The sequence below is a fragment of the Streptomyces sp. CO7 genome (assembly GCF_053474865.1).
The window spans coordinates 85,982-94,292 of record NZ_JBRIOU010000012.1; the positions used below are offsets into that span (position 1 = coordinate 85,982).

General features: G+C 74.2%; 7 protein-coding genes. 3 read left to right on the plus strand and 4 right to left on the minus strand.

The genetic code is table 11. The annotated features are described in order from the left end of the window. Positions 1-77 precede the first annotated feature (77 nt). Positions 78-2,123 carry an NAD(+) synthase gene (locus tag ACOV8S_RS30015; protein ID WP_448321627.1) on the minus strand — a complete coding sequence of 682 codons (2,046 nt, stop codon included), beginning with the start codon at positions 2,121-2,123 and terminating at the stop codon, positions 78-80. Between the two features lie 171 nt (positions 2,124-2,294). Between ACOV8S_RS30015 and ACOV8S_RS30020 the strand changes: the two genes are divergently transcribed. Then, a complete protein-coding gene (locus ACOV8S_RS30020; RefSeq protein ID WP_448321628.1) occupies positions 2,295-2,681 on the plus strand; it encodes an ArsR/SmtB family transcription factor in 387 nt (128 codons plus the stop codon). Between the two features lie 60 nt (positions 2,682-2,741). Here ACOV8S_RS30020 and ACOV8S_RS30025 read toward each other — a convergent pair whose 3' ends face one another. Next, a complete protein-coding gene (locus tag ACOV8S_RS30025; RefSeq protein WP_448321629.1) occupies positions 2,742-3,545 on the minus strand; it encodes an alpha/beta fold hydrolase in 804 nt (267 codons plus the stop codon). A 322-nt stretch (positions 3,546-3,867) separates the two neighbouring features. Next, positions 3,868-4,965: a glycerophosphodiester phosphodiesterase family protein gene (locus ACOV8S_RS30030; protein ID WP_448321630.1), complete on the minus strand. Its 1,098-nt coding sequence runs from the start codon at positions 4,963-4,965 to the stop codon at positions 3,868-3,870. Between the two features lie 346 nt (positions 4,966-5,311). On the opposite strand from ACOV8S_RS30030, the gene ACOV8S_RS30035 reads away from it, so the two are divergent. Both ACOV8S_RS30035 and ACOV8S_RS30040 read left to right on the plus strand, forming a co-directional pair. Then, complete coding sequence (locus ACOV8S_RS30035) at positions 5,312-6,190, plus strand: universal stress protein (protein ID WP_448321631.1); 879 nt, start codon at positions 5,312-5,314, stop codon at positions 6,188-6,190. A gap of 150 nt (positions 6,191-6,340) precedes the next feature. After that, positions 6,341-7,624 (plus strand): cytochrome P450 family protein, encoded by a 1,284-nt coding sequence (locus ACOV8S_RS30040; protein WP_448321632.1) that lies wholly within the window; start codon positions 6,341-6,343, stop codon positions 7,622-7,624. Between the two features lie 28 nt (positions 7,625-7,652). Here ACOV8S_RS30040 and ACOV8S_RS30045 read toward each other — a convergent pair whose 3' ends face one another. Then, positions 7,653-8,237, minus strand: a complete 585-nt coding sequence (locus tag ACOV8S_RS30045) for a YdeI/OmpD-associated family protein (RefSeq protein WP_448321633.1) — start codon at positions 8,235-8,237, stop codon at positions 7,653-7,655. Positions 8,238-8,311 lie beyond the last annotated feature (74 nt).

Below are 8,311 nucleotides of genomic sequence, written 5' to 3' on the forward strand. Positions count from 1 at the left end.
GGGCCGTGGCACCGGGGATTCCGGTGCCACGGCCCACCGCCGTCACGCCTGCCCGCGGTGCGTGCCGGGCGTGGGCGTCAGTCCTTCTTCAGCGCGCCGTCGACGCGGGCCAGGTCCCGCAGCCAGGTCGCCGCCGAGCTGTCGGAGGGGGCGCGCCAGTCGCCGCGCGGGGAGAGCGAGCCGCCGGCCGAGACCTTGGGGCCGTTGGGCATCGCGGACCGCTTGAACTGCGCGAAGGCGAAGAAGCGGCGGCAGAACACCTCCAGCCAGTCCCGGATCTCCTGGAGGTCGTAGGCGACGCGCTTGGCCTCCGGGAAGTTCGCCGGCCAGGCGCCGGCCTCGGCGTCGTGCCAGGCGTGCCAGGCGAGGAAGGCGATCTTCGACGGCCGGAACCCGTAGCGCAGCACGTGGAAGAGGGTGAAGTCGTGCAGCGCGTAGGGGCCGATCTTCGACTCGGTGGACTGCATCTCCTCGCCGGGCACCAGCTCGGGGCTGATCTCCGTGTCGAGGATGGCGGTGAGCGTGCGGCCGGTCTCCTCGTCGAACTGCCCGCTGCCGATCACCCAGCGGATCAGGTGCTGCATGAGGGTCTTGGGGACGCCGGAGTTCACGTTGTAGTGGCTCATCTGGTCGCCGACGCCGTACGTGCTCCAGCCGAGCGCCAGCTCGGAGAGGTCACCGGTGCCCAGCACGATGCCGCCGCGCTGGTTGGCCAGCCGGAACAGGTAGTCGGTACGCAGACCGGCCTGGACGTTCTCGAAGGTGACGTCGTAGACCGGCTCGCCCGCCGAGAACGGGTGCTCCATCTCCTTGAGCATCAGCCGTGCGGTCGGCGTGATGTCGAGCTCGGCGGCGGTGACGCCCAGGGCGCGCATCAGCTTGTGCGCGTTGCCCTTGGTGTGGTCGCTGGTCGCGAAGCCGGGCAGGGTGAACGCCAAAATGTCGCTGCGGGGGCGGCCGGCCCGGTCCATGGTCTGCGCGGCGACGATCAGCGCGTGGGTGGAGTCCAGGCCGCCGGAGACGCCGATGACGATCTTCGGGTTCCCGATCGCGCCCAGTCGCTGCTGCAGCGCGCTGACCTGGATGTTGTACGCCTCGTAGCAGTCCTGGGCCAGGCGCTCGGAGTCGGACGGCACGAAGGGGTACCGCTCGAGGCGGCGGCGCAGGCCGAGGTCCCCGGTGGGCGCCTCGAGCCGGAAGGAGACCTCACGGAAGCCGGCGGTGCGGGCGGCGTGGGTGCGGCGGTTGTCGTCGAAGGTGCCCATCCGCAGGCGCTCCTGGCGGAGCAGGTCGAGGTCGACGTCGGCCACCGAGTACTGGTCGTCCTGCGGGAACCGCTCGGTCTCGGCGAGCAGGACGCCGTTCTCGTAGATCATCGTCTGCCCGTCCCAGGACAGGTCGGTGCTGGACTCGCCCAGACCGGCCGCCGCGTAGACGTAGGCGGCCAGGCAGCGCGAGGACGCCGAGCGGCAGAGCAGCTTGCGGTCCTCGGCACGGCCGACGGTGATGGGGCTGCCGGAGAGGTTGAGCAGCACCGTCGCACCGGCCAGCGCGGCCTCGGCGCTCGGCGGCACCGGCACCCACATGTCCTCGCACACCTCGGCGTGGAGCACGAGCCCCGGCACGTCCTCGGCGGCGAAGAGCAGGTCGGGGCCGAGGGGCACGGACTGCCCGCCGACGCGGATGGTGCCGCCGCGCTCGTCGTCGCCGGCGGCGATCTGACGCTTCTCGTAGAACTCGCGGTAGTTCGGCACGTAGGACTTGGGCGCGACGCCGAGGATCCGGCCGCGGTGCACCACCACGGCGCAGTTGTAGACCCGGTTGCGGTGGCGCAGCGGGGCGCCGACCACCAGGACGGGCAGCAGGCCGGAGGAGCCGGCCACCACGGCGGCGAGCGCCGACTCCACCTCGTCGAGCAGGGCGTCCTGGAGCAGCAGGTCCTCGATGGAGTACCCGCAGAGGTTCATCTCCGGGAAGAGGGCGACGGCGACGCCGTCCTCGTCACAGCGGCGGGCCTGCCGAAGGACCGCTTCGGCGTTGGCGGCGGGGTCGGCGACGGCGGAGTGACCGGTGCAGGCGGCGATCCGCGCGAAGCCGTGCCGGTAGAGCGACCAGAAGTTCAACGGGACGTACTCCCCCAGAAGGTGGACGGGCGGGCCATGACGACGGCGGGTCGGCCCGTTCAGGGCACTTCTCAGCCTACGACCTGCCGTGCGGCGGCCCGGGCGCGGCCTCCACTGCTTCGACGGGCATCGACATAGACGTACGTCGAACCGACGTGGGACACTGGGCGCATGGCGAACCCCGACCTGCTCCCCCTGCTCGACCCCGCGGCCGACGCCGTCGCGCCCTGCTGCCCGCCGCTGACCGAGCGGCCCCTGGACGCGGAGGAGGCGGAGACCGCCGCCCGCATGTTCAAGGCGCTCGGCGACCCGGTGCGGCTGCGGCTGTTCTCCGCGGTGGCCTCGCACGCCGGCGGGGAGGCGTGCGTCTGCGACATCTCCGACGTCGGCGTCTCGCAGCCGACGGTCTCGCACCACCTGAAGAAGCTCCGGGAGGCCGGGCTGCTGACCTCCGAGCGGCGCGGCACGTGGGTCTACTACCGCGTCGAGCCGTCCGTCCTCGCCGCCATGGGCCAGATCCTCACCGGTCCGCCCACGGACCGGACCGCCCCCCGCTGACCCGCCCTTCCCGGCCCGGTCCTTCATCTCGCCCTGTCCAGGTGGTGACCCCCGCGTCCGTCACGGCCGGCTCGGCTCCCGGAGGGGGTGGAGGAACCGGTCGACCGCTTCGGCGAAGCCGGTGGGGTCGGTCTCGTGGACGGTGTGGCCGGTGTCGAGGGTGACCAGGCGGGTGCGGGGGCGGCGGGCGACCATCGCCTCGGCCTGCCGGGCGTCGAGCGCGTCGCTGCGGCGGCCGTGGACCAGGAGGGCCGGGCAGTCGGTGGCGAGCCAGTCGGACCAGTGGTCGCCCCGCACCGCGGCGTGGGAGACGACCATGTCCTGCGGCCGGAACGCCAGACCCCAGCCGTCCGGGTACTCGCGGACCGCGTCGGTCAGGTACCGGGCCGAGTCCGCCAACTGCTCGATCAGGGCGCCGCGGGTGGGCGCGCGGTGCGGCCACCCGAGACAGAACGACAGGTCGTCGCCGATGTCCGCCCCGATGTCCTCGACCACCAGGGCACGCACCCGGTCCGGGTGCCGGGCGGCGAACTGGTAGGCGTTGAGCCCGCCCAGCGAGTGGCCGAGCAGGACCACGGGCCCGGGGGCGAGGTGGTCGAGCAGCGCGGCCAGGTCGGCGAGGTAGCCCTCCCTGGAGAAGTCCGCGGGGCGGTCCGAGTGGCCGTGCCCGCGCTGGTCCGGGGCGACCACCCGCCAGTGCGGGGCCAGGTGCTCGGCCAGGGCGGTGAAGGTGCGGCCCTCGCCGAAGTGGCCGTGCAGCGCGACCAGGACCGGCCCGGGCCCTCCGAAATCGAGGTAGGACAGCCGCCGCCCGTCGAGGGTGAGGCAGGCGCGGGCGGGTTCGGGGCGAGGTGCCGATGTCATGGCCGCCATGCTGCCAGCCGGCCGGCCGAAGATCGAACACTTTGCCGACCTGGGCCGTGGGGCCGTCCGGGCCGGAACGCGCCGGTGGTCCCGGTGTGCCGGACTCCCCCGGAGGGGCTGGGGCGAGCTACGGGTGACGAAGACGGACGGGCCTGGACGGGAGCGGGCTGCGGCTACCGCCGGTGGTGTGGCAGGCGCCCGCCCGGTCCGCGGCTGTCGGCGGCACGACTCGACTCGTCGTCCACGACGCGGCAGCGGGCGGACCCTGCCGTCGGCGGGTCGGACGGCGACCGGCCTCGTGCGGGCCGGCCGCCGTAGCCGGTCAGTGCCCGGCGGTGTACGCCCGGGGCAGGCGGTAACCCTCGTCGGCGAGGACACCGCGGACCATGTCCGGGGCATCGGTGATCAGGCCGTCCACCCCGACACCGAGCAGGTGGCGGACGGTCGCCGGGTCGTCGACGGTCCAGGGCACCACCTCAAGCCCCCGCCGGTGCGCCTCGGCGACCAGTTCCCGGTTCGTGAACGGCGTGTACCCCGGGTCCTCGACGCCGCCGTTCTGCGGGTCGCCGTGCACCGGGGAGACGGCGTCGGCGCCGAGGGAGGCGGCGGCGGTCACGTAGCGGCGCTGGAGCGAGCCCTCGAAGTCGTCGATGTCCAGGCCGCCCAGCCAGGGCGAGGCCCCGGGCTGCCCCTGCTGGAGGAACTGCTGCCCGTTGGTGAGCGCCACCAGCGGCAGCCGCGGCTCCAGTTCCCGGACCCGTGCCAGCGCGCCCCAGTCGAAACTCTGCACCGTCACCTGCCGGAGCATCCGCGCCCGCCGCGTCTCGGCGATCAGCGTCCGCACGAACCGCTCGCGCGGCGCCGTCTCCTGGGGAGCCCCCGCCTCGACCTTGGCCTCCACGTTCAGCCCGACCCCGTGGGCCCGGTAGCTCCGGACCAGCGCGTACACCTCGGACAGCAGCGGCATCCGCGCCCCGGGCGCCAACTGCTGGTCGGGGAACCGGGCCTGCCGGAGCGATCCGCAGTCCAGGGTGCGGACCTGCGCGAGGGTCAGGTCCTTCACGTACTTCTTGCCGGGGACGTAGGGATACTCGGGGTCGCCCGGGAAGGCGGGGCCGGTGTCCTGGCAGTTGCGTTCCTGGACGTCGCGGTCGTGGGTGACCACCGCGTGTCCGTCCTCGGTGATCTGGACGTCCAGTTCCAGCGTCGTCACGCCGAGTTCCAGGGCACGCGCGAAGGCGGGCAGCGTGTTCTCCACGGTCATCGCGACCCCGCCGCGGTGCGCCTGGAGGTCGAAGGCGCGCCCGCCGGCGCGGTGGTCGGCGGCCGCCGCGGTGCCGGTGGTCAGCCCCGCGGCGAGCACCGTGGCGACGGCCTGCCGCAGGAAGTGGTGCCATCGGGGCGGGCGCGGTGCGTGCACAGGACCCCGTGCTCTCGAGAGGAATCGCATCCCGCAAGCCTGCCGCCCCCCGGCCACGTCCACGTGGCTCCTGTCCCGCCTTCCGGTGAAGCGGAAAGGAAGCCGTTCGGCAGCCGCCGTGAACACCGCGCCCCCTCCCGCGTGCGGCCGTCCCGACCGCCGGTGGTGTGCACGGCGGGCGTGGCGTGGCGTGGCCGGTGCGGGGCGACCCGGCGGGAGAGGTGGCGGCGCACGGTCGTCGCCGCCCCGGGCGGGCCCCGTCCGGTGGCCCCGGCGCACGGCCTCGGAGAGGGTGGAGGCGGACCACGGGCGACGGAGGCGGACGGGCCTGGACGGGAGCGGGGAAGTGGACGAGCCAGTGATCGTCGGGGTGGACGGTTCGCCGTCCGGTTTCACCGCGGTCGACGCCGCGGCCGACGAGGCGCGCCTGCGCGGCGTCCCCCTGCGCATCGTGCACGCCTTCGGCGGGCGGCAGGCGCGCATCCCCGGCGTCACTCCGCCGCCGGAGGTGTCCGGGCGGCGCCTGACGGGGCTCGTGCAGGGGGTGCCCACCGAGGCGGAGCAGCGGGCCCGGGAGCGGGTGCCGGGCCTGGAGGTCACCCGTTCGGTGGTGTCCGGCGAGCCGCTGGAGGTGCTGACCATCGAGTCCCGGTCGGCGTCCCTGGCCGTGCTGGGCAGCCGGGGCCTGAACTCCTTCTCCTCGCTGCTGCTGGGGTCCACCGCCGTCCACCTGGCCGCCCACGGCCACTGCCCGCTGATGGTGGTGCGGGGCCGGCCCTCCCCCACCGGCCCGGTGCTGCTGGCCGTCGACGGTTCCGAGGCCGGTGAGGCGGCGGTCGCCTTCGCCTTCGCCGAGGCCTCGCTGCGCGGGGTGCCGCTGGTCGCGACCCACGTGTGGAACACCCGCAGCGAACACGCCCTGGACGACCCCCTCGACCCGATGCGCGTCGTGGTGGACGTCGGCCGTCTCGAGGAGGCGCAGCAGGGGCTGCTCGACGAGACGCTGGCCCCGCACCGGGCCGCCCACCCGGAGGTGGAGGTCGAGGCGCGGCTGGTCCGCTCCCGGATCCGCACCGCGCTGCTGGAGGCGAGTCGCGGGGCTCGGCTGGTGGTGACCGGCGCCCGCGGCCGGGGCGGCTTCCAGGGCATGCTCCTGGGCTCGGTCAGCCAGGCGCTGCTCCACCACGCCGACTGCCCGGTGGTCGTGGTCCGCGGCCGGCACTGACGCCCTCGGGGCCGCCGGAGCGGCGCAGTCCGCGCCGCGCTGCCTGTACGATCCGCCCCAGTCGCTTGGGGGGAAACATCATCTGCCCTGTCTCCAGGGGCTGTTGGCCCGGCGACGCCCGCCGACAGAGCCGATCCGTGGAGCGCCCGCATGGCAGAGACCGAAGCCCTCGAAAACTGTCCCTTCTCAGGAGCCGGAGCCGGAAGCGGCTCACGGGCCGGCGCGGCCGTCGACATCACGGCCCTCGGCGACACCCCGCACGAGCAGAACGCCCGGCTCCGTGAGGCCGGCCCGGCGACCCGGGTGGCGCTCCCACAGGGCGTCGAGGCATGGGTGGTGCCCCACTACGCGACCCTGCGGGACCTGCTCGCCGATCCGCGGGTGGGCAAGCATCCCTCCCACTGGAGCGCCCTCGCCGAGGGCCGGGTGCCCGCCGACTGGCCAATGATCAACTTCGTGGTCGTCCCCGGTCTGCTGACCTCCGACGGGGCGGACCACCGGCGCCTGCGCAACCTGCTCGGCCAGGCCTTCACGCCCCGCCGGGTCGAGGAGCTGCGTCCGCGGGTGGAGTCCCTGGTGTCCGGGCTGCTGGACCGGCTCGCCGAGCACCCGGCGGGCGAAGTCGTCGACCTGCGGCCCGAGTTCTGCATGCCGTTGCCGATCCAGGTGATCTGCGAGCTCACCGGTCTGCCCCGGGACCGGTGGGACCGGATGCACGAGCTCAGCAACGGCATCGTCGGCGCCGGGGCAGGTCCCGGCAGGCCGGACATGGCGACGATCCAGCGCGACGCCTTCGCCCTCCTCGCCGAACTGGTCGAGCTGCGGACCAGGGAACCGGGCGACGACCTCACCAGCGCGCTGATCGCCGCCCGCGAGGCGGACGGCAGCCGGCTCAGCCCGCAGGAACTCGTGGGCACGCTGCTGCAGTTGCTGGTCGCGGGTCACGAGACCACGATCAACCTGATGGGCAACGCGATCCGCGCCCTGCTCGCCCACCCCGGCCAACTGGCGCTGCTGCGCGCAGGGGAGGCGTCCTGGTCGGCGGTCACCGAGGAGACCCAGCGCTGGGACTCGCCGGTCAACCACTTCCCGCTCCGGTACGCCCTGGAGGACATCGAGATCGGGGGCACGGTGATCCGCAAGGGCGAGGCCGTCCTCGCCTCCTACGCCTCGGCGGGCCGTGACGAGCGCGAGTACGGGGAGAGCGGCGCCGTCTTCGACCTCGCCCGGCCGGCGTTCCGGCACCTGTCCTTCGGCCACGGCCCGCACTTCTGCATCGGCGCGCCGTTGGCCCGCCTGGAGACGGAGGTCGCCCTGGAGGGCCTCTTCACCCGTTTCCCCGGCCTGCGTCCGGCGGGCGGCGACGACCTGCCCCGCCGCCCCGGTCTCGTCTCCAACGCGGTCACCGAGGTACCGGTGTTCCTCACGGCGTGAACCGTCGCGGGATCCCGGCGGCTCGCGCTCACCGGTCGCCGGTGCTCCGCCCCTCCGACAGGGCGCGCACCGCTCGCTCGAGCCGAGTCCGCCGGGTCTTCGGCGTGGCGGCCGTGAGCAGCGGGAGCATGACCAGGTAACGGGCGGTCCGGTCGAGCGCGTCGAAGGCCGCACTTGCCGCGGGGTCGGCCGCGAGCGCCTCGGCGAGGTCGTCCGGGACGACGGCCGTCGCCTGAGAGGCGTAGGCACGCTCCCAACGGCCGTCCTCCTGTGCCCGGCGGACCTCGGCCAGGCCGGGTTCGCGCATGCGGCCCGCAGCCGTCAGCGCCGCGACCTTCTCGATGTTCACCCGCGACCACAGGCTCCTGGGCCTGCGCGGCCCGTACTTCTGCAGGTAGTGGCGGTCGTCCAGGCGCCGGCGCTGCCCGGAGATCCAGCCCCAGCACAGCCCCACGTCGACCAGTTCGTCGTCCGTGACCGACGCGATCCCCGACGCCTTCTTCGCGACCTTCACCCACACGCCCTCGTGGCGGCCGTGGTGCTCGGCCAGCCAGCTGTCGAAGGCCGGCGCGTCCGGGAACGCGACGACCTCCACCCCGCCGAACTCCTCCATACGGGCCAGGCTAGCCCGGCCGCGCCCGCGGCGGGCTAGCCTGGCCCGTATGGAGGAGTTCGGCGGGGTGGAGG